This window comes from Mycoplasmopsis hyopharyngis (assembly GCF_045276885.1).
GTDB classification, from domain to species: domain Bacteria; phylum Bacillota_I; class Bacilli_A; order Mycoplasmatales; family Metamycoplasmataceae; genus Mycoplasmopsis; species Mycoplasmopsis hyopharyngis.
In genome coordinates, this window is record NZ_CP174164.1 from 230018 (window position 1) to 252051 (window position 22034).

Annotated in this window: 19 protein-coding genes and 2 tRNA genes; 18 read left to right on the forward strand and 3 right to left on the reverse strand. The window is 26.7% G+C overall.

From position 1 onward, the window contains the following. Positions 1–116: 116 nt before the first annotated feature. Genes ACJA25_RS00985 through ACJA25_RS00995 form a run of 3 tightly spaced genes read right to left on the reverse strand, consistent with a single transcriptional unit; the run spans position 117 to position 3622 of the window. Positions 117–1817 (reverse strand): GIY-YIG nuclease family protein, encoded by a 1701-nt coding sequence (locus ACJA25_RS00985; RefSeq protein WP_406615840.1) that lies wholly within the window; start codon positions 1815–1817, stop codon positions 117–119. Between the two features lie 4 nt (positions 1818–1821). Further along, complete coding sequence (locus ACJA25_RS00990) at positions 1822–2163, reverse strand: hypothetical protein (RefSeq protein WP_406615843.1); 342 nt, start codon at positions 2161–2163, stop codon at positions 1822–1824. A gap of 7 nt (positions 2164–2170) precedes the next feature. After that, a complete protein-coding gene (locus tag ACJA25_RS00995; RefSeq protein WP_406615845.1) occupies positions 2171–3622 on the reverse strand; it encodes a hypothetical protein in 1452 nt (483 codons plus the stop codon). Between the two features lie 406 nt (positions 3623–4028). On the opposite strand from ACJA25_RS00995, the gene infC reads away from it, so the two are divergent. The 18 genes from infC to ACJA25_RS01085 all read left to right on the forward strand — a co-directional run bounded on the left by infC (position 4029) and on the right by ACJA25_RS01085 (position 22024). After that, positions 4029–4634 (forward strand): translation initiation factor IF-3, encoded by a 606-nt coding sequence (gene infC, locus ACJA25_RS01000; protein ID WP_406615847.1) that lies wholly within the window; start codon positions 4029–4031, stop codon positions 4632–4634. After that, positions 4615–4803, forward strand: a complete 189-nt coding sequence (gene rpmI, locus ACJA25_RS01005) for a 50S ribosomal protein L35 (RefSeq protein WP_406615849.1) — start codon at positions 4615–4617, stop codon at positions 4801–4803. Before infC ends, rpmI begins: the two co-directional genes overlap by 20 nt. Before the next feature lie 48 nt (positions 4804–4851). Then, complete coding sequence (rplT, locus tag ACJA25_RS01010) at positions 4852–5202, forward strand: 50S ribosomal protein L20 (RefSeq protein ID WP_406615851.1); 351 nt, start codon at positions 4852–4854, stop codon at positions 5200–5202. A 123-nt stretch (positions 5203–5325) separates the two neighbouring features. Then, positions 5326–7110 carry a transglutaminase domain-containing protein gene (locus ACJA25_RS01015; protein ID WP_406615853.1) on the forward strand — a complete coding sequence of 595 codons (1785 nt, stop codon included), beginning with the start codon at positions 5326–5328 and terminating at the stop codon, positions 7108–7110. A 151-nt stretch (positions 7111–7261) separates the two neighbouring features. Next, on the forward strand, positions 7262–9001 hold the full coding sequence (locus ACJA25_RS01020; protein ID WP_406615855.1) for a transglutaminase domain-containing protein: 1740 nt from the start codon (positions 7262–7264) through the stop codon (positions 8999–9001). 156 nt (positions 9002–9157) lie between these two features. Continuing rightward, the gene (locus tag ACJA25_RS01025) at positions 9158–10795 is read left to right on the forward strand and encodes a transglutaminase domain-containing protein (protein ID WP_406615857.1); all 1638 of its coding nucleotides are present in this window, start codon (positions 9158–9160) and stop codon (positions 10793–10795) included. Between the two features lie 83 nt (positions 10796–10878). Further along, positions 10879–11508 carry a hypothetical protein gene (locus ACJA25_RS01030; protein WP_406615859.1) on the forward strand — a complete coding sequence of 210 codons (630 nt, stop codon included), beginning with the start codon at positions 10879–10881 and terminating at the stop codon, positions 11506–11508. An 87-nt stretch (positions 11509–11595) separates the two neighbouring features. Further along, a complete protein-coding gene (locus ACJA25_RS01035; protein WP_406615861.1) occupies positions 11596–13194 on the forward strand; it encodes a CTP synthase in 1599 nt (532 codons plus the stop codon). An 18-nt stretch (positions 13195–13212) separates the two neighbouring features. Then, positions 13213–15906: an isoleucine--tRNA ligase gene (ileS, locus tag ACJA25_RS01040; protein ID WP_406615863.1), complete on the forward strand. Its 2694-nt coding sequence runs from the start codon at positions 13213–13215 to the stop codon at positions 15904–15906. Further along, on the forward strand, positions 15906–16613 hold the full coding sequence (locus tag ACJA25_RS01045; protein ID WP_406615865.1) for a signal peptidase II: 708 nt from the start codon (positions 15906–15908) through the stop codon (positions 16611–16613). The genes ileS and ACJA25_RS01045 overlap by 1 nt, the downstream gene beginning before the upstream one ends. 13 nt (positions 16614–16626) lie before the next feature. Further along, positions 16627–17304, forward strand: coding sequence for a 16S rRNA (uracil(1498)-N(3))-methyltransferase (locus ACJA25_RS01050; RefSeq protein WP_406615867.1), 678 nt, complete (start codon positions 16627–16629; stop codon positions 17302–17304). 193 nt (positions 17305–17497) lie between these two features. Continuing rightward, a complete protein-coding gene (gene rplM, locus ACJA25_RS01055) occupies positions 17498–17932 on the forward strand; it encodes a 50S ribosomal protein L13 (RefSeq protein ID WP_406615869.1) in 435 nt (144 codons plus the stop codon). A gap of 1 nt (position 17933) precedes the next feature. Beyond that, positions 17934–18389 carry a 30S ribosomal protein S9 gene (gene rpsI, locus ACJA25_RS01060; RefSeq protein WP_406615871.1) on the forward strand — a complete coding sequence of 152 codons (456 nt, stop codon included), beginning with the start codon at positions 17934–17936 and terminating at the stop codon, positions 18387–18389. 57 nt (positions 18390–18446) lie between these two features. Then, a tRNA-Ile gene (locus tag ACJA25_RS01065) sits at positions 18447–18523 on the forward strand. A 134-nt stretch (positions 18524–18657) separates the two neighbouring features. Further along, positions 18658–19074 (forward strand): hypothetical protein, encoded by a 417-nt coding sequence (locus ACJA25_RS01070; protein WP_406615873.1) that lies wholly within the window; start codon positions 18658–18660, stop codon positions 19072–19074. A 53-nt stretch (positions 19075–19127) separates the two neighbouring features. After that, positions 19128–19631 (forward strand): dUTP diphosphatase, encoded by a 504-nt coding sequence (locus ACJA25_RS01075; RefSeq protein ID WP_406615875.1) that lies wholly within the window; start codon positions 19128–19130, stop codon positions 19629–19631. A 43-nt stretch (positions 19632–19674) separates the two neighbouring features. Beyond that, a tRNA-Leu gene (locus tag ACJA25_RS01080) sits at positions 19675–19758 on the forward strand. 139 nt (positions 19759–19897) lie between these two features. Further along, positions 19898–22024 (forward strand): hypothetical protein, encoded by a 2127-nt coding sequence (locus ACJA25_RS01085; RefSeq protein WP_406615877.1) that lies wholly within the window; start codon positions 19898–19900, stop codon positions 22022–22024. Positions 22025–22034 lie beyond the last annotated feature (10 nt).

The following is a 22034-nucleotide window of genomic DNA, read 5'->3' on the forward strand; positions in this document are numbered from 1 at the left end:
TGACAATTTTTAATAAAAAAGCAAAAGAATAAACCTATTAAACTAAGACAAAAAAGACTCGCATTTTTTTAATTACGAGTCTAATTTTTTTGTCCAATCTTACATTACTTTTTCTTTTATTTTTTATTCATTTTTTTTATTTCTTGAATGATTTTTTCTGAAACAAAAGGTTTTAATTCTTGCTCAGTGGCATTGTATATCGATGAGTAAGTTTTAAAATGATCTAATAACTTCTTTTCAATTTTTAGTCCTATTCCTTTTATCTTTGTTAGCGAACCTTCAAGCGAAGAAATTTTATGTTTGTTTCTAAAATGTGATTTAGCAAATCTATCAACTTCAATTTGGATTTGTGCTAAAAAGTTTAGTCACTTTTTATTTTTTATAGTGTGGATTTTTTCTTGTAAATCAATAATTCGTTTTGTACGGTGATTATCATCTTTTACTAACCCTATTACTCCTATGTCAATATTTTTTGATTTCAAAATATTTTTAGTTTCATGGACTTGAGCTATTCCACCATCAACAATGATTAAATCATAGTCAAGATTTTCTTCATGATTAAAAAATCTTTCAATTGAATCTTTCATATATTCAACATCAGCTTTTCGATGTTCAAAATTTAAATTGTGATTAAATTTTTTATATAAATGTTTTGCTTTATTTCCATTTAAATATGTAATCGCTACACCAACAGAATCAGAGTTTCCTAAATGTGAATTATCAAAGATAACTATTTTGTTCATCTTTGGTAATTTATAAAATTGCTGTATTTCTTGTAAAACTTCAAGGTTGGTATCAATTTTGTTTTTGTAATCATTTTTTTGAATGTGTGCTAATAAGTTTTCAAAAGTAGAATCAATTATTTTTTTATTATTTCCAATTTGTGGTTTAAATATTTTTAAATTAGCACTTAGTTCAATATCCATATTTTTAAATTCATTTGGAACTAAAATGATGTCTGGAATGATTTTATTTTTGTAATATAGATTTAAAAAATCTAAAATAGTATTTTCTAAATCAATATGAATGTCAATTACATGATAATCTTGATTGATTAATATTCCTCATCTATAAAAAGAAAATAAAATATGTACAGTGTTATCAATAACCTTAAAGACAAAAGCATCTAAATTTTTTGAATTTTTTAATTCAACAATTTGTTGCTCTTTCATCTTTTGTAAAAATTCCAAAGTTTTTTTAATATCAAGAGCAAGTTCAAATTGTAAATTGTCTGCTGCTTCTAACATTTTGTCTTTTAAGGAATTAATATAACTATTGTTATTAAAAGACAAAATACTTTTAACTTTTTCTCAAGCTTTTGTTCAATATTCTGGTTCTACATTTTTAATAGGAAGTCCTTTATCAAAAAATATTTCTCTTTGTAAAAGTTTAAAAATTGCTGAAGCTCCATAAGTATTTGGAAAAGGCCCATAAAATATTTCGTTTGGGCTTTTATGATGGTTAATTCTTTTGGTGTAAGATAATTCAATTTTTTTATCAAGTTTCATTTTAATATAAGGATAACCTCGATCATCTAAAAGTAAAATATTGTATTCAGGATTATGTCTTTCGATCAAGTTTTTTTCTAAAAGTAAAGCTTCTTTGTTATTTTTGCAAATAATAAAATCAAAATTAGCAATTTCACTTACTAATTTTTTAGTTTTATATGAATTAATAGCACCCTTAAAATATTGAAGCATTCGATTTTTTAAATTAATAGCTTTACCTATATAAATTATCCGATTATTAATATCTTTTCATAGATATACCCCAGGTGTTGTGGGAACATCTTCTAATTTTTTTAAAATTTCTTCCATTTAGTTAATCCAAATTATTTTCTAAAATACTAATTAAAATTTCTTTTGGGTAATTATCATAACCTTTAAAAATAATTTCTTTATTTTTTAAAATTATGTGTGCTGGACATCTAAAAATTTCAAAATTCGAATTTAAATCATTAAATAAATTTGCTTCATCAGCATCTATTTGAAGAAAAATTAATGACTTTTGGTCAGCAAAATGTTTTTCTACTTTTTCCAAAATTTTGTTCATTATTTTTCATTTGTCATCACTTTTGCTGATAAATTCTAAAAAGTAGATAATATCTTTATTGTGATCATTATAGATAATTGGTTCTATATCAGTTCACTTTACTTCTTTCATTTTTTCCTTAAATTATTGGTGAAATTCATTCATCTTCTTTTTCTTCTATTTTTTCTGTGTTGGCTTTTTCATTGTTTTGAATTTGTTCATCTTCTTTAATGTCAAAATTATTAACATCTACATTATCTTCAATATTGTTTTCTTGTAATTGATTGAAATCTATATTGTAAATTTCTTTGGTTTTTCTATCGTCTTCTTCATCAATGATTTTATTTAAAGCATTTGTTACATTTCTATTAACAACTTTTAATTGTTGAGTAGTTGCGCTGCTTAATTTATATTCTTGAGTTTCTATATGACTAATTGGAAAAGGATAATCAGAAGTAGGAAATTCATTTTCAATCGTAATAGTTTTAGTATTAAATGATGAGATGCTATAAGTCATTGGGTTTGCTGAAAACTTATTTTTTTCTAAGCTTTTCGAATTGATAGAATCGAAAAATATATCTTCATCACGTGCTATAGACAATTCTTTAGTTTGAGCAATTTCTTCTTTTTGGAAATTGTCCAACTTAACTTTTTTATCTTTTTCTATAAAGTACTTCATAGTAGAAGAGTGATTTGATAATAACTTCATATTCTTATTAATTTGTTTAATTAAAAAGTTAAATGAGCAATTTAAAAAATGAATTTTTAAAACATTAGCTGCATCTTTGCAAAATTGTAAATAAGTAGCAACTGAATTTGTGTAGTAAAAAATACTAGTTTTTCTTTTTAAATATTTTTCAATCATTGGTAATGATTTTTTATTAGTATTCATATTTTTTAAATAATGTTTTGGTTTTAATGTGAGTAATTCAAATCAAGAACTAGCCATTAAAGCCACTATAATTACAATTAGTAATCAAGGTCCAAAACTTACTATATATATCGCGTTTAAAACAGAATCCGCAAAAAAACCAATATTCAAAGTAGCATTAGGTAATTTGCTTTTTTCTATTAATGAAACAAAGCTATAATATCAACCATATTTATATATGTCCTTAGTTTCATTAAGTTTTAGTAAAAAGAAATTTTGATGTCTTGCTTGAACTAAAAATAAATAGTAAGCAATTACAAAAATTAAAAGATGAATTCAAATAAATTTTAAAATCTTTTTTCTTAGAATTCAATAATCAACCATTATGTACTTTTTAAATCATCTAAAATAATATTTTTTTAAACTTGCAGTTAATCATCAAATAATTAAAGAAATATAAATACCAAAAATAATTACAGGTGTAATATCTCCTAGCATTAATCCAAAACTATATAAATAAATTTTTCTTAAAAAAAAATAATTATTACCATTGTTAGTACTTTGGTATTGCAATAAAAGAAAAACACAACTAATAAAAGAAAGACATAAAAACTTTATCATTTCAATAGGAATGCTAAAAGTTTTCTCTTCAATTCATTCACTTTTTTGTTTTAATTCCACAAAAGGAATATTAAGTTTTTTCTTAACCCTTGCTTTCATATCTAAATAATATTATAAATAATTAAAAAATCATATTTAGGAAAAACATATAACCTTTTTAAAGCAACTTTAGTAAGAATTTAATTCGACTTTGAGTTAGCTAAAAATAATAGGTGTGACATTTTGTTTGAGAATTCATACATATATTAATATATGCAAAATACAAAAGACAACAAAATTAATTGTGTTAAAATTATTAAGCAATATTTAATTGCAGAAAGTAGAATAACCTTCTCACCTGATGACGAATAGTCTTGGGTATGCCGCTACAATTAAAGTACAACAAAAATAGCTTTAAAAAATAGTGAGAGAAGAAGTGGAAAAACCACTTTGTATTTTATTTTTATATAAGGAGTAAATTATACAATCAACATTTCCAAAAAATAAAAAGCCCAATGCTGAGCATATGATAAATGAAAATATACCATTTCCTAAATTATTTTTAATTGGAACCGATGGTGAAAAAATTGGTGTTAAAAATACTTTGGAAGCTATTGAAATGGCAAAGGAACAAAGATTAGATTTAGTTTTAATTTCTGTAGAACCTAAGCCAATTGCTAGAATTTTAGACTATGGTAAGTTTAAATATGAACGTAAAAAGAAACAAAAGATAAATAAAGAAAAGCAAACTATTATTCAAAATCGTCAAATTAGATTAACCGCAATGATTGGTGAACACGATTTGATGGTTAAGAGCAAAAAAGCAAGAGAGTTTCTTTTAGATGGAGATCGTCTTAAAATTAGTCTTAAATTTAGAGGAAGAGAAATAGCAAGACAAGATTTGGGTTATGCTGTATTAGATAAATTTTATGCTACTTTGGAAGACATTGCTGATATAACAAAAGAAGCAAAATTAGTTAATGAAAGATACTTGGATCTTTACTTACAACCTAATAAAAATAAAGTCATTAAATACAAAAAAGAACACAATATTGTAGATAATAAAAAAAGAAGCAATATTGATGATAATGATGAAGTTGAAGGAGATGATTATGCCGAAAATGAAGACTAAAAGAGCGTTAAGAAAACGTATCAAAATTACCGGTACTGGTAAAATCATGCGTGAACAAGCTTACCGTTCACATTTAGCACAAAATAAAACTACTAAACAAAAACGTCAATCTAGAAAATCTGCACTAATGCATCGTAGTGATGTTAAAAGATTTAAAGCTTTAATTTAGTTTTATTCATTTCAAAAATTTAATAATAAATAATATGAAAGGACAGACATGAGAGTAAAAGGTGGAACTGTTACTAGAGCAAGACGTAAAAAATGATTAAAATTAGCAAAAGGATATTTTGGTCATAAATCAATCGGTTATAAAGTAGCAAAACAAGCTGTTGTAAAATCATGAACATACGCTTTTAGAGATCGTAAACAAGTTAAAAGAGAATTCCGTAAATTATGAATAGCACGTATTAATGCTGCTGTTCGTGCAGAAGGAATGTCATACTCATTCTTTATTAACGCGCTTAAAAAGTCAAATGTTTCAATTAACCGTAAAATGCTTTCAGAATTAGCTATTAATGAACCAAAAGTTTTTTCTTCATTAATAACAATTGCTAAAAATTCAAAATAAATTAATAAAGTAAATTAGACTCATTTATGAGTCTTTTTTAATTGTTTTGGCCTTATTTTGAAACTAAAAAGAATTTTCAATTTAATATAATTTAAAAATAGAAAAAATAGAAGGAACTAGATAATGAAAAAAAGAAAAATAATCCTAGATTCAATTGCACCAATCATTTTTGCTATTCCAATTTCAATGATTTCAGCATCATGTGTTGGAGAAACAGAAAAACCTAACCCTCAACCTAATCCAAATCCAAACCCTAATCCTGTTCCAACTCCTGGCATCAATCCTATAACTCCTACACCACAACCTAATCCAAACCCAACACCAGATCCAGAACCAGATCCTCAACCAAATTTACCAACCATAATTTCAGCGCCTGAAATTCCAGTTTTAGAAGAGGGCAAAATTCACATTTTCAATAATCCAAGCGAAATTAAAGAATTAAAATCTTATTCTTATGATACTTTATTAAAAGACAATACAGTTAGAAAAATGTATGAACTAAAATCACACAAAGTAGAAAAAAGAACAATAGATGTTAAAGATGTTGAATCTAAGATTAAAAGAAAATATGTGTTAGATAAATTTAGTTCTGACAAAATTTTAGCAAACAGAATTAAAGAGTTATATGAACAAAGTTTTGGGAAAATTTATGAGGAAATTGATGTTATTGGTAAATATATGACTTTATCAAAAACTAAATTTGCTCATTTGACAAACACTGATTACGATTTAAATGCTTACTTTTTTCCAAAATTAGAAAGCATTTATTCAGCAATGGAAAGTAAACTTTCTTCTATTGAAAAAACATTTAATACCATTTTACAAAATGGAGAAACCTCAGAAAATGTTTCAAAATTAACACAAGTCGCTGCTTCAGTGTTGGAAGAAGTTAAAAAAATTCCTTCAAGTTCAACCACTAATAGAAATGCCATTAAAAAATTTATTAATTCTGTAACCCTAGTCCCAGATAAAGAACATAGATATTTTGAAAACAAAAGAAATGAAAAGTTAGGAAAGCTAAAACTTTATCAACCAAATAGTGATCCATATTTAGAAAACATTAGAAAAATTGTGGGAAACCATAGTGCTGAAAAATTCAAAATAGAATTTCCAACTCAATTCCAAGGTGAATTTAAATTGGAACAACATCCAAAATGATTTGTTGACTATTTAAAACAATACGATAATGCCAGTTCATTTACAGCAAATGATATATATTCATTAATGCATTCTTGTGCTTCCGAATTAGAAATGGCACGTTATATTTACAAAACTTTTGGTGAAGGATGAAATATTGACTTTACAATGTTGGGCGAGTATAAAAACTTTATCGAAAACAATAAATACTATTTAGATATTAATGAAGGAATTGAATGAATTACTCCACAAGATAAATTCAAAGAGCTACAATCATTTATTATTACCAAATTAAACGACATCATTGATGACAGATGAGATGATGTTAAAAAAGCTGAAGCAGTGCATAACTATATTTTATGAAAATATAAATATGGAACTGATGACGAAGTTGATAAATATAAAAACAGTCTAGGTTATTCAGTAGCTGATCCTTATAACATTATTTCTGGTGGTAACGTAGTTTGTGATGCGTACTCAAGAACTTATGCCTTATTTATGTACTTCTTAAATATTCCATGTAGATACTATGGCGGTACAGGAACTTTAGATGGAAGTAGTGAATTGCATGCTTGAAATGAAGTTTACTTAGATATAAACGGCCAAAAGGGTTGATATCCATTAGACTTAACTTGAAATGATGGCAAAGGCGACAAAAACACTAACTATACATATGAATTTTTCTTGGTAAATAATCGTTTTAGAGAATCACATATTCCTGATCCTTTATTTGAATTTTTCTATCACGATAAACCAAATCCAATTTTTTAATGATTCAAAATCATATAACTAAAAGTTGTATGTTTTTTTTATATCAATTTACTTAAAAAGAATTTTTATGCATAACTCTTATTTTGAAACTAAAAAGAATTTCCAATTTAATATAATTTAAAAATAGAAAAAAAATAGAAGGAACTAGATAATGAAAAAAAGAAAAATAATCCTAGGTTCAATTGCACCAATCATTTTTGCTATTCCAATTTCAATGATTTCAGCATCATGTGACGGAACAACAGTAAAACCTCAACCTACTCCTAATCCAACACCTAACCCAGGTCAGCCCGACCCAAACCCAAACCCAAACCCAAATCCAGATCCTCAACCAAATTTACCAAATTTAATTTCAGCACCTGAAGTTCCTGTTTTAGAATCTGGTAAAACTCATATTTTTAACAACCCAAGTCAAATTTCAGAACTAAAATCTTATTCATATAAACAACTAGTTGAAGATACATCAAACAAGAAAATGTATGATTTAAAATCACATACTGTTGCTACTAGAAAAGTAGAATTAAACAATGTTGAATCTAAAATTCAAAGAAAATATGCGTTAACTAACTTTAGTTCTCAAAATGTTTCTGCTGATAGAATTAAAGAATTGTATGAACAAAGTTTTGAAAAACTTTATGCAGAAATAGACATTATTGGTAAATATATGACTTTATCTCAAACCAAATTTGCTCACTTAGTTAACACTGATTATGATTTAAATGCTTACTTTTTCCCAAAATTACAAAGTATTTATTCAACAATGGAAAGTAAACTTTCTTCTGTTGAGCAAGCATTTAATACCATTTTACAAAATGGTGATAGTTCTGATAATGTTTCAAAATTAACTCAAGCTACTTCTTCTGCTTTAACCACAATTAAAAAAGTTCCTACAAGTTCAAACAACAAAAAAACTATCGATTCATTTATTAGAAATGTAACTTTAGTTCCTGATAAAGAACATAGATATTTTGAAAATGATAAAGATGCCAAGTTAGGAAAAATAAAACTTTATCAAGCAAATAATGATCCTTATTTAGAAAACATTAGAAAAGTTGTGGGAAATCATAGTGCTGAAAAATTTAAATTGGAATTCCCAAATGAATTTAAAGATGATTTTGAGTTCAAACAAGAACCAAGATGATTTATTGACTATGTAAAACAATTTAATAATCCAAACGGTTTTTCAGACGAAGAAAAATATTGATTAATGCATGCTTGTGCATCGGAATTAGAAATTGCTCGTTATATTTATAAAACCCTTGGCGATGGTTGAAACTTAGATTTTAATATGTTAGGAAATTATCAAAATCCAGTTGAAGGTGATAAATACTATTTAGATCTTCATGAAGGAGTTAAATGAATTACTCCACAAGATAAATTCAAAGAACTACAATCATTTATTATTACTAAATTAAATGACATCATCGATGATAGATGAGATAATGTTCAAAAAGCGGAAGCTGTACACAACTATATTTTGTGAAAATATAAATACGCAACTAGTTCAGAGGTTTCTAAATATAAAAACAAACTTGGCTATTCATTAGCTGATCCATACAACATTGTAGTTGGTGGTAATGTAGTTTGTGATGGTTATGCTAGAACTTATGCACTATTTATGTACTTCTTAAATATTCCATGTAGATACTACGGTGGAACAGGGGAATTAAATGGAAGCGAAGAACTTCATGCTTGAAATGAAGTTTATCTAGATATCAATGGCAAAAAAGGTTGGTACCCAGTTGATTTAACTTGAAATGATAGCAACGGTGACAAAAACACTAACTACACATATAAATATTTCTTGGTAAATAATCATTTTAGAGATTCACATATGGCTGATCCTTTATTTGAATACTTCTATCACGACAAACCAAATCCAATTTTTTAATAACCAAAAATCATATAACTGAAGTGTTGTATGGTTTTTTATATTAAGACATTTAATTTGTTGAATTAAAGTACAGTAAAAAAGAAAAAGTATTTTTTACTATTAAAAAAGTATAATTTAAACATTGTTTTAAAAGTTCAAATTAGGAGCAAATATATGAAAAAATATAAAATATTTTTAGGACTATCATTACCAATTTTAGCTACTTCTTTTTTAACTGTTTCAGCTAAAAAATGCGATGGTGGAACAGAAAAACCAGGTAATCAAACAGTTTATAATAAACTAAAATCATTTTCTTTTGATGAACTATCAACAGATTCATATCAAAAAGATAAACAATGATATGAATTAGGTTCTCATAATCTTGTAACAAAAGAATTATCTGAACAAGAATTAAAAGAATATGCAATTCCAGATTTTATTAGAAAATACAAGAAGGAATCATACAAACCATCAGAAAAAGTTAAACAAGAAAAAATTGATGAAATATACAATGATGTTTTTGAAAAAATCTATAAAGATATTGAAAGTATTTTAAAATACCAAAAAGTGGCAATTAAGAAATTTGCTAACTTTTCACCAAAAGATTATGATCTAAAAAAACATTATTCAGAAAAATTTAAAGAAATGGCTTCTGAAATGGAATCTAATATGGAAGGATTAGATACATCTTTCAAAAATTATATTTCTTCAGGAAATGAACACGATTTTATCGAAGCTAAAATAACAGCTTTAGCAATTATTTATGGTGGAAAATCAGAAGGTATTTTTAAAAAGAGTTTTATCAACAACTTCTTTAGAAACTTACAATTAATTCCTGAAAAAGGACATGGTTATTTTGAAAAAGATAAAGAAAAGAAATTAGCAAATATTCAACTTAACCAAACCCAAAAAAATCCTGAATTTGAAGAATTAAGAAAGGTATTAGTTAATAGAGATACTAAACCTGTTAAATTTTATATAGACAAAAAATTTGGCGATAATTTTGAACTAAAAACAGAACCAGAATGATTTAAAAAGTATGTTTCGCAATTTGAAGAACAATCTAATCCATTTACTCCTGAGCAAAGAATATCATACTTCCACAGTGTTGCTATTGAATTGGAATTAGCAAGACAAATTTATGCAATAGCAGGTGAAGGTTATGAAATGGACTTTCAATTTACTAATAATGGTTACTCATACAATGTAGTGAACGATAAACTAGAAGTTACTTTAGAAAAAGGTTTGAGATGAGTGACTTCAGGTTCTCAATATGTTGAATTAAGAGAATTTATCATAAACAAAATTAATGAAATTGTTGATGAAAGATGAGACGATGCTAAAAAAGTAGAAGCTGTTACTAACTATATTTTATGAAAATATGAATATGCTTCTGATGAAGAACTAGCCCCATTTAAAAATGGCTCAGGCTTATCACTTGCTGATCCTTTGAATATTACAAAAGATAAAAATAATGCAGTAGTTTGTGACGGATATGCCAGAACATTTTCACTATTTATGCATTTTCTAAATATTAAAAGCAGATACTATGGTGGAACTGGTTATCTAAAAGGTAAAAGTGTTGATGCTGAAGATTCTGAATTACATGCTTGAAATGAAGTTTATATTGAAATAAACGGTAAAAAAGCTTGATATCCAATTGATTTAACTTGAACAGATAATGAATCATCAGAACATGATACATCTTTTGAACAAAAATTCATTTTAAAAGATGATAATTTTAGAGATAAACACGAACCAGATCCTTTATATAAATTCTTCTATTCAGAAAAGCAAGAACCAATTGTTTAATTTATTTTAAATAAAGAACTCATTTTTCCTTATTAGTCTATAAAATAGGTGAAAATGAGATTTTTTATTATGTAGAAAGAAATATGAAAAAACAAAAAATAATCAAAACTTTATTGATTTCAACCACTATATTTTCAGCAACAATTTTTTGTTCTGCATCATTGGGTTGTACAAATGAATATAAAGAGTTCAATGAAGTAATTAGGAATAAACCAAAAGAGGAATGACAAATTATTCCAACACCAATTTTGAACCAACAAACAGTAGATGAATTGAATAATTTTCTACAAGCCAATAAAGATATCAATGCTTTTATGCAACAAAATCCAAATTTGATTTCAAAAGTAGAATCACCAGAACTTAAAAACTTTACTGCTGACTATTTATTAGCTTTTAAAAAGTTTGAAATCAAAGATGTTAAACACAAATTTTTACAATATGAAATTTTAGAAGTTTTGGATAGATATGATGAACAAGAAGGATTAGCTTCTGTTGAATTCAAAATGAAGGTTTCTCATAACAAAAAACCAGCATTATCGAAAATTTATTATGTCAAAATGTTTGGTTTTAAATATGTTAATCCACATAACCATTTAACATCAAATCATTTAGTGGCAAAAACAGGAAAAATCCAAGATGGTTGAATTTTTAACTATGTAAACGACCCTCAAGGTAAATTATTAAGTCTTTGACACAAGACAAAAAGTGAATAAGAATATGTTTCTAAATTGTTTTAGGAACTTATTTTTAATATAAAATTAAATATATTAATAATATATGTCATTAATAAAAGGGGTAAAATGAAGACAAAATTTATTTTTGAAACCGGTGGGGTTTTATCCGGTTTAGGAAAAGGTGTTACTAATGCTAGCATTGGTAATTTATTAAAAGCAAGAGGTTATAAAATATTCGCAATTAAATTAGATCCATATTTAAATATTGCGCCTTCTGCAATGTCTCCAATTGAACATGGTGAAATTTTTGTTACTCATGATGGAGGAGAAACAGATTTAGATTTAGGACATTATGAAAGATTTATTGATGTAAAACTATCATGCGATTCTAGCTTTACAAGTGGAAAAATATATACAAGAATTTTCGAAAACGAAAAAAATGGAGTATATGGAGGAAAAACTGTCCAAATAGTTCCTCACGTTATCGATGAAATAATTAAAATTTTATTAGATAATGCTGAAAAGTATCAACCAGATTTTATGTTAATAGAAATCGGTGGAACTGTTGGAGATATTGAATCAAATCCATTCATTTATGCAATTAGCAAGTTTGCACAAATGTATCCACAAGATGTATTTTTCAATCACATTTCTTTCGTTCCTTATTTATCTGCTTCTAAAGAATACAAATCAAAACCTTCACAAGTATCAATTGCTACTTTAAGATCTTTTGGTATCAATCCAAATATTCTTCTTTTAAGATCGCAAGGTGAAATAGATAGCACTATTATTGACAAAATTGCTAATTCTTCATTTTTAAAACCTAAAAATGTTATTTCTATACCAGATATCGGAAATATCTTTGAAATCCCTCTTTATTTAGAAAAACAAAATATTGCTGACATTATTTTAGACCACTTCAAACTAAAACCTAAGTTTGATAAAAAAACATTATTGCCATGAGAAAAGTTTGTTGAAAAAACAAAAAAACCAAACAAAATCAAAATCAAACTTGCATTAGTTGGTAAATATGCTGCACTTGAAGATTCATATTTATCAATTATTGCTGCATTGAAAATTGCTGCAATACATCAAGAAAATGAATTTGTTTATGATTTAATAGATGTTGATGAAATCGCAAAAGATGAGCAAATTCAAAAGTTAAAAGAATATGATGGAGTTGTGATTTTACCCGGATTTAAACTTAGAGGTTTTAATTCAAAAGTTAAAGTTTCAAGTTTTACAAGAGATAATTTAATTCCAACTTTAGGTATTTCATTTGGTTTTCAAGCAATGGTGATTGCTCAAGCACAAAAAATGAATATTTATAATCCTACCTCTGAAGAATTTAAAAAAGAAATTCCAAATGGCACCTTTATTTTTAAAAACCTACATCAAGATGAAAACTACTTACGCTTAGGTGAAGAAAAAATAGAATTTGTTAAAAACTCATTTATTAGTAATATATATGCGAATTCATTTGCTAATGAAAGACACCGTAATAGATATGAAATGTCAAGTGAATGAGTTAAAAAAATAGAAGACGAAAACTTTAAAATTACAGGTTATATTGAAAAAAACACTGTTGCTGAAGTATGTGAAATAAAAAACCACCCTTTTTATGTTGGTGTTCAATATTTACCAGAATTTAATTCTAGAGTTTTAACTTCACACCCGCTTTATGATGCATTTATTAAAGCAATAAATAAAAATAAAACAAAATAAAAACACAAAGGAGCAAAAATGATTAATGAACAAGATTTAAAGAAAACTTTAATTATGCCTGCTACCAATTTTGATATGAGAGCTAATTTATCTACTAAAGAACCTCTTATAAATAAAAAATGATTAGAGCAAGAAATATATGCTAATCTTTTGAAAAAAAACAAAGATAAAACCCCTTTTATCTTGCATGATGGCCCTCCTTATGCTAATGGAGATATTCACGTAGGTCATGCTATGAATAAAATTCTTAAAGATATTATCATTAGATATAAATCTTTAAGAGGTTTTTATACTCCATTTATTCCTGGTTGAGACACTCACGGTTTGCCTATTGAACACAAAATGCTAACCGATTTGAAGATTAAATCAAAAGATGATATTTCTATTTCAGAATTAAGAAAAAAAGCTTCTGAATACGCATTAACTCAAGTTAATAAACAAATGGAGCAATTTAAAAAGTTCAATCTTTTATGTGATTTTAAAAAAATCTACATCACAATGGATAAAAAATTTGAAGCTTGTCAATTAAAACTATTTAAGAAAATGGTTTTTGATGGTTTAGTTTATAAAGGACTAAAACCAGTTTATTGATCTCCTTCATCTCAATCTGCTTTAGCAGAAGCTGAAGTTGAATATAAAGATATTAATTCACCTTCAATTTTTGTTAGTTTTAAAATTACTGATATAAACAAAAATTCAAATTTTAAAGTTGATGACAATTTAATTATCTGAACCACCACCCCTTGAACACTTTTAGCGAATGCTGGTGCTGCGGTTGGTGAAAAGTTTGTTTATGTTCGGTTTGAATATAAAAAACAATTTTATATTGTAGCCAAAGAACTATTTAACAAAGTAGTTGAAACTTTAGAATTTAAATCAGCTAAAATTGTTTCTGAATTTAAAGCTAAAGAAATGGTTGGTTTAAAATACCTTTCTCCTTTAAATCAAAACACTTGCCCAGTAGTTTATGGTCACCATGTTAATCTAGAAAGTGGTTCTGGTATTGTTCACATCGCTCCTTTATTTGGGGAAGACGACTTTAAAATTGGCCAAAATGAAAAATTAAAAATGATTATGCATATTGCTGACAATGGTTTAATTAATGAACAAGGTGGCAATTACGCCAATCAATTTTATGAAAAAGCAAATGAAAATATTATTCAAGAATTAAGCGACAAAAAACAATTATTAAAAAATGGAACAATCCTACACTCATATCCTCATGATTGAAGAACTCATAAACCAATTTTATTTAGAGGAACCCCTCAATGATTTGTTTCAATCGATAAAATCAAACACCAAATCATTGAAGAATTAAATAAAGTTAATACTCCTCAAGAATGAGCTAAAAAGAGAATTACTACTATGATTCTTGATAGACATGATTGAACTATTAGTAGACAAAGAAACTGAGGAGTTCCAATCATTATCTTTTATGACAAGGATAAAAAACCAGTTTTAAAAGAAGATTTATTTGACCACGTAATTGACTTAATTGAAAAACATGGTTCGGATATTTGATTTAACTCTTCAACTGAAGAACTTTTACCTGAAAATTACAAAAACTTAGGTTTTACCAAAGAAACTGACATTATGGATGTTTGATTTGATTCAGGAACTACTTTTTTAGGAGTTAAAGAATTACAAACCGATAAAGAATATCCATTCCCATATGACTTATATTTGGAAGGTAGTGATCAATATAGAGGTTGATTTAACTCTTCATTAATTAATTCAGTAGCATATTCAGGAAGAAGTCCATATAAAAACTTAATATCTCATGGTTTTGTTTTAGACGCTAAAGGCGAAAAAATGTCTAAGTCTAAAGGGAACACAGTTGATCCTTTAAAAATGGCTCAAAAATATGGAGCAGACATTTTAAGGTTATGAGTTGCTAATAGTGAATATTCAAACGATGTTTCTATTTCTGACAACATTATGAATCAAAATTCAGAAATATATAGAAAAATAAGAAACACAATGAAATTCTTATTGGGTAATTTAAATAATTACAAATATGAACCTAAAACAGTTAGAAAAGGCGTTCATTTATACATTAAAGAAAAACTTAATGAAGTAAAAGAAAAAGTTATTAAAGCATACGATGAATACAAGCTTCTAAATGTAGTTAAGTATTTAAACAACTTTGTTGTTGAGCTATCAAGTTTTTATTTAAGCATTACTAAAGATATTCTTTATGTTGAAGAATTTAATTCTGAAAATAGAATGATGACTTTATTAAACTTTTATGAAATAACAGACTTTTTAATCAAAGCAATTGCACCAATAATGCCAGTTACTGCTGAAGATGCTTATATGAATTTTGATTCTAAAGAAAACAAACAAGTTTCTGTTCATTTAGAAACTTGAGAAGAAAACCCAGTTTGTGATCAAAAAATTATTAAGCAATGAGATGAATTTTTCGAATTAAGATCTGAAATCAATGTCTTAATCGAAAAAGAAATTAAAAATAATAATATTAAACGTCCAAATGAGGCTAAAGTAGTTATTAAAACTAAAAGTGAATTTATTAAAGGACTTGATTTAAGATTTCTACTTATGGTAGGAAAAGTTGAATTTGGTTCTAAAAATTCAGTTACTGTGTTTGATTCTGAAAAATGTCTAAGATGCTGAAATCATTTTCAAAAAGATAAAATTACTGACAATTTATGTCCATTGTGTTATATTTTGGTTAATAAAAAGGACAAATAATGAATTGATTTAAAGAATTATTAAAGAAAAATTCAATATATTGAAAAGAAAACAAAAAGAAAATTATCACAGCATATTTAATATTTATCACAATTGTTATTTCTGTTGTGTTTATCGACCAATTAACCAAAATATTACTTTTTAAATGAAAGGAAGGAACAGAAAAAACTGTTGCTGCTGATGGAATTCTTTTTGATTGATCGATTTTAGGTTCTAGATCAGTTTTACATGCCGGAGTTACTTTTGTACCTAATTTTCACGGAAAAACAGCATTGATTCAAACTTTAAGTATTATTGTTTTATTACTTCTTTGTGCCTTACCTTACTTTTTCGCTCCTAAAAAAACTATTGTTATTTTATTAGCGTTTATGTCCGGTGGTAATATTGGAAATATGATAGATAGATTCATTTATATTAATGGTTCAGTTAAAGATATCTTTTTTGTACCATTTTTAGAAAGATGAATTAATAAAGGTGAGTTAGGAACCTTCAACTTTGCTGATGTTGCTATTATGGGTGGTTCTATTTCAATGTTTATTTACTTTATTGTTCAAGTTATTTTGAATTTTAACGAACAAAAGAAAGAAGAAATTATCAAAATAAATAGCAAAGAAAACTTAGAAAACGATAAAAAAGAAACAAATGATGAAAATGATGAAGAGCAAAATAAAAAAACTCCTCCATCAAACAATTTAAAAACCCCTTAATTTTCAAATAGATATGTATAAATTTTTTGTTGATAAAAAAATTAACCAAGAATACTTTGAATTAAATGATGAAATTCTAAAGCATCTTAAAGTAATTCGTATAGGCAAAAATGAAAAAATATTATGCAATTATGAAAATGAATTTTATGAATGTGTAATTGAAAATAATAAAGCTAAAATCATTACAAAAACTTCAATAAATAACGAATATCAAGGTTCTGTAATTTTAGGTTTGCCTATTATTAAAATCAAAAATTTTGAATTAGTTATCCAAAAAGCAACTGAATTAGGGGTTAGTCATATTGTTCCTATTTTGTTTGATTTTAGCGATTCTTCTTTAAAAAAATATGTTGATTCTAAAACTGATCGTTTATGTTCGATAGCTAAAGGTGCTGCTGAACAAAGTTTTAGAAATAAAATTCCAACTATTTATAAAAGCATGAAATTAAATGAATTTATTAAAGAATTTTCAAATATAGAAAATAAATATTTCGTTTATGAAAATGCTAATGAACAAAATGTTAAAAGCTTAAAACAAAATTGTTTAATTCTTGTTGGACCTGAAGGTGGTTTTTCGCAACAGGAAATTAAAAATATTGAGCAAAATTCTTTTATTACCATTTCCTTGGGAAAAAGAATTTTGCGTTCAGAAACTGCTTGTATAGCAGCGTTATCAAGAATTTTTGACTAAAAAGTTAATTTTTTAAATAAAAAACGACCATTTTGGCACTTTTTATTGATAAGTCAAAATGGAAGTTATTTTACTTTGTTTTTTTATTTATTGTTTATAATTATAAAGCATTTATATTTTATACAACATTAGTGTTGATCACTAGATCTATAAGACTAACAAAAAATTAAATATTAAAAAAATGAGGAGAGAGATGAGACAAACAACCATTGTTAATCGTGAAAAAAGCGATAAAAAATGATTTGTTGTTGATGCTGAAGGCCAAGTAATTGGTCGCTTAGCAACTTTTGTTGCATCTGCTTTAAGAGGAAAGAATAAACCTACATTTACTCCTAATGCAGATATGGGCGATAACATCATTGTTATTAACGCAGCTAAAGCAATTTTTACTGCTAAAAAAGAAGAAAATAAAATTTATTACTCACATTCAGGATACCCAGGTGGATTAAAAAGCATTACTGCTGCTAAATTAAGAGCAAAAAAACCTTGTGCATTAGTTGAAAAAGCTATTTTTGGAATGATTCCTCACAGTAAATTAGGAAACAAACAAAGAAGAAACTTATTTGTTTATGAAGGTCCAACCCATAAGCATGAAGCACAAAATCCAGAAATGTTGGAGGTAAAATAATATGGCTACAACTAAAGCAACCAAAACAACAACCAAAAAAGTTACAAAACCTTTATCAGAAGCAGCAAAAGTTGTTCAATATCGTGGTTTAGGAAGAAGAAAATCTTCTACTGCTAGAGTTATTTTACGTCCAGGAAAAGGTAAATTTGTAATCAATAAAAGAGAAGCAAAAGATTACTTGAATTCAGATTTATACATTAAAGATGCATTACAACCTATTGTATTAACAGAAAATGTTAACAAATTCGACATTGTTGTTAATGTTTGCGGTGGTGGTTTATCTGGTCAAGCAGGAGCTATTAGATTAGGTATTGCTAGAGCATTATTAGAAGTTTCTGACACTTATCGTGAAGTTTTAAAACCAGCAAAAATGTTAACACGTGATGCTCGTGTTAAAGAACGTAAAAAACCTGGTTTGAATGCTGCTCGTCGTGCTCGTCAATTCTCAAAACGTTAGTTCTTATATATAATTCTTATAATTCTATTTACCAAATGTTTTTTGGTAAATATCTATGCGAGCGTAGCTCAGCTGGTTAGAGCACACGACTGATAATCGTGAGGTCGATGGTTCAAGTCCATTCGTTCGCACCATTTATATCGTAATATACCCTCCAGATACTCCTTTATAAGGAGTATTTTTTTATGCAAAAAAAATTAAAATTTTTTCTTAATTTTTCCAAAAAACGTACATATATTAATGAGAGCAAAATTACAAGGAGCATAAAATGGAAAAATTAGAAAATAATTTGAGCTTAGACGAAATAAAAAATAACATCAAAAATGGTTTTTATGAAAACCAAAAAAATCAAAACAAACAAAATAAAGATTGAAGTCAAATAGTAGAACAATACCGAAAAATAATAATAAAAAGTGTTGAAACACCAGAAATCGAAAATGCTAGTATAGCAGAAATGATGAAAAATACCATATCTCATTTTGTTGATATTGTTAGACAACAAACCAAAGATATTTTTGAATACGTAGATCAAAAAATTAAATTACACTTAAATAAGTATTCACTTGCTTTAAAAGGAACTTTATTAGAAATGATTAAAGGCACATTTAGTGAAATATGAGACGATTATAGCGAAGCAATTATCAAAATGTTGTCTAACAAAATTAAAGAACAAAAGGACAACTAACAATAGGAAATTATTAAGAATAAGAATTTTTATTGTGTGGTATTATTTTTAATATGAATTTTTCAGAAATTTTTAAAATGCAAAAGCAATTAGATGAAGCAATTGCTAATAGAAATGATTTACATTTTGCAACAGATGAGGAATCAAAAAAGAAATATACAAGAATGCAAGTTCTTGCTTTGTTGGTTGAAACTGCTGAGTTTGCAAATGAAATCCAAACTTTTAAATATTGGAAAGCTGACAAAAATGTTAACCATTCACACGCAATGGAAGAATTTGCGGACTTATTACATTTTTTAGGTTCTTTTGCTTATAAATTAAATGTTGAATCAGAAATTGAACCTTTGGTAATGAGTGATGACATTAATGAACAAATTGGTTTATTATTTGCTGCTATATCTAGTTCAATGAATAATTTAAACAAATATTCAGTTGGTGAAATGTTAGCTTTAACTTTAGGTTGCGCTAAATTATTGAACTATAGTGAAGAAGATATTTTGAAGTGATATCATATTAAAAATAAAAAAAATTATGACAGGATTAAAAATCACTATTAATTTTTTTTAAATTCTTTTTATTTTTTATTAAAATTAAAAAGATGCCCAAGTGGTGGAATGGTAGACACCGTAGACTCAAAATCTACTGGAGAAATCCGTGCAGGTTCAAGTCCTGTCTTGGGCACCAAATGATAAAAATCACCTTATTTTTGATTTGTGTTTATATTTTTGTGATATAAACATTTTTATTATTTTGCTTTTAGTCTTATTATCTTAATAATATATAATATATTAATAGAAAAATTAACATAAAACCGGGGCGAAATATGGGCAAAACACAGTCAAATGACAATAAAATTACTAATAAAAATGCGGTAAAGAAATTGGGGATAGCATCAATATTTTTTACAACAATTTTAATGTTTGTTTTACTATTTACAACTTTATATCCATTTGCAAGTTCGCAAATTCCTAATAATATTGTAAGTTTTATTACAACCAACGACATTATTCATTACCTATATGTAGGTATAGGTGGTCTTTTTTTAATTACATTCATAATTTGAATGGCTTATCTTGATAAAAAACGCAAAAAAGATCGTTGACAAAAATTAGATAAAACAATCTTATTTTTCTCATTACTAATTACACCAATCATTTTGTTCTTTTTTGGTGCTTATTTAGTAAATTGATTTTTGGATAAAACTAACCGTGAAGAATTTGTTTGAATAGCAGAAGCCTTTAACTTTGTAAAAAAATCAATAACTAACATTTCTTTAGGCTTAGGAATAGATGAAAAACTACTTGTACATACTTGAGTAGGAATTGTATTATTGGTTCTATTCTTAATTGTTTTACTTTCATTTTCATATATGCTTGGAACTTCATTCTACAACAAAAATGAAGTTAAAAAACCAAAAACCAAAAATGAAAAATTATTACAAAAAGCTGATTCGAATGTTGAATTAGAAGAAAAAGAAGAAGAAAAATCTGTTTATAAAGAAATGATGAATCCTTCTGAAAAAGAAGAACCAAGATTATTTTTTAGACACGATGAACAAGAAACCCAAAAAGAAGAAATAAAAGTTGAACCTATTTTAGTAAAAGAAGTTGAACAAGAAAAAATCGAACCAGTTGTAATACAAAACAAAGAAGTTCCAACTCAAGAAGTTGAAATAATTGAACAAAGAAAAACACAAGAAGTAGAAGTAACTCCAAGTGTTGAACTTGAACCAGAAAAAGTTATTGAACAAGTTGAACAACCAAAAGAAGAACAAAAACCCGAAGAACCAAAAATTGTTTATGTAACCAAAACTGAAGTTGTTGACAATCAAGTTGATTTACACCAAGTTAAAATCAATGAAAGAAAAGCTTACTTACTTGAAAGATATAACGAAAATCAAGAAGAATTATCACAAGGTCTATATGCTAAACCGGTAGAAAATAAACAAACTCAAGAAGTTGAAGTTGAACAACAAAAACCCGAAGAACCAAAAATCGTTTATGTAACCAAAACCGAAGTAATCGATAATCAAGTTGATTTACACCAAGTTAAAATCAACGAAAGAAAAGCTTACTTACTTGAAAGATATAATGAAAATCAAGAAGAATTGGCACAAGGTCTATATTCTAAACCAGCCAAAGAAATTAAACTAGAACCAGAACAATCAAAAGAATTTGTTATTGTAGAACCTATTGAAAAAGCACCAGTTGTTGAAGAACCTAAAGCAAAAGAAGTTCAACCAGAAGAAGTTAAAGCAATTGAAACCATTGTTTTAGAAAGAAAAGCAATCGAACAACAAGATGACGTAAAAGAAAAAGCTAAACCTAAAAAAGTTGTTGTTGATGTAAATTCATCTAAAGTTGATGAAGAATTACAACAAGTTGAAGTTATTGCTTCAGAACCTCAAAAAGTAAAAATTGCTAAAGCTCCAAAAGAACCAAAACCAAAGAAAACAACTGCTAAGAAAGCTACTACCAAAAAAGCTACAACTAAATCAACCACTACCAAAAAAGCTACAACCCCAAGAAAAAGAACTGTTAAAAAAACTAGCCCTGATGAAATTACTGCTTCACAAAAAGCAACAATTATTGTTAATGCTGATCCATTAGAAAAAGACTTTTCTAAATTATTAAATGGTGGATATGAAGAAACTAAAAACCCTTCAGTTAGAGTAGTTGAAAACAAAAGAGGTTCAAAAGTTCCTAAAGCAACTGCTGCTCAAGCAAAAATGTCAATTGAAGAATTATTAGCAGCAAAAGCAGCAGAAGATGCTAAGCTTAAAAAAGCTACTAAAAAATCATCTACAACTAAAAAAGTTGGAGATGAACAATTAGAAAAAGAATTGAAAAAAGCTGCTAAAACCCGTTCAAAATTAATTGAAGAAAAATTGACTAAATTAATAAACTTAGTAGATGATTTAGATCTTGATGAATTATCTAAAGAGAAGTAGAACATAGGAA